This window comes from Promicromonospora kroppenstedtii DSM 19349 (assembly GCF_000515355.1).
In the GTDB taxonomy this organism is placed as follows: Bacteria; Actinomycetota; Actinomycetes; order Actinomycetales; family Cellulomonadaceae; genus Promicromonospora; species Promicromonospora kroppenstedtii.
Map to the genome: position 1 here is coordinate 1 of NZ_KI911606.1, position 467 is coordinate 467.

Sequence of the window (467 nt, forward strand, 5' to 3'; positions counted from 1 at the left end):
GCGACGACTCCCCAGGCGAGGGGCATCGCAGCCCGCGCGGCGATCACCGTGCGCCCGGCTCCCCAGGCCCGGCCCGCCCGTTCCGAGAACAGGGCGCCGACCAGCCCGGCCACGCCCGCCGCAGCGAGCGCCAGCCCGAGCTGGAAGGCCGACAGCCCCAGCCCGACGAGCGCGAACGGGGCCAGCACCGTGGTGACGATGCCGTTGCAGAGGAACCAGCCGTGGGTCGCCAGGGCCAGCGGCGCGAGCATGGTGTGCCGGTACACCCAGCGCAGGCCTTCGCGGACGTCGTCGCGCAGGCGACCGACCGCACCCCACGGGTCGCGTGCGGCGTGCGGGGTGGTGCGTGCCGGACCTGGCTCGGGCACCCTCGCCCGCCAGACGGCGAATGCGGCGAACAGGTAGGTGGCGGCGTCGACGAGCACGGCGAGCGGCGCGCCGAGCGCCGTCGTCAGCGCGCCGCCGAC

1 protein-coding gene is annotated in these 467 nt (G+C 77.1%); it reads right to left on the minus strand.

Annotated elements, in window-relative coordinates; translation table 11 throughout:
• A partial coding sequence (locus PROKR_RS03555) for an MFS transporter (protein ID WP_036959569.1) occupies positions 1 to 467 on the minus strand: 467 nt, incomplete at both ends.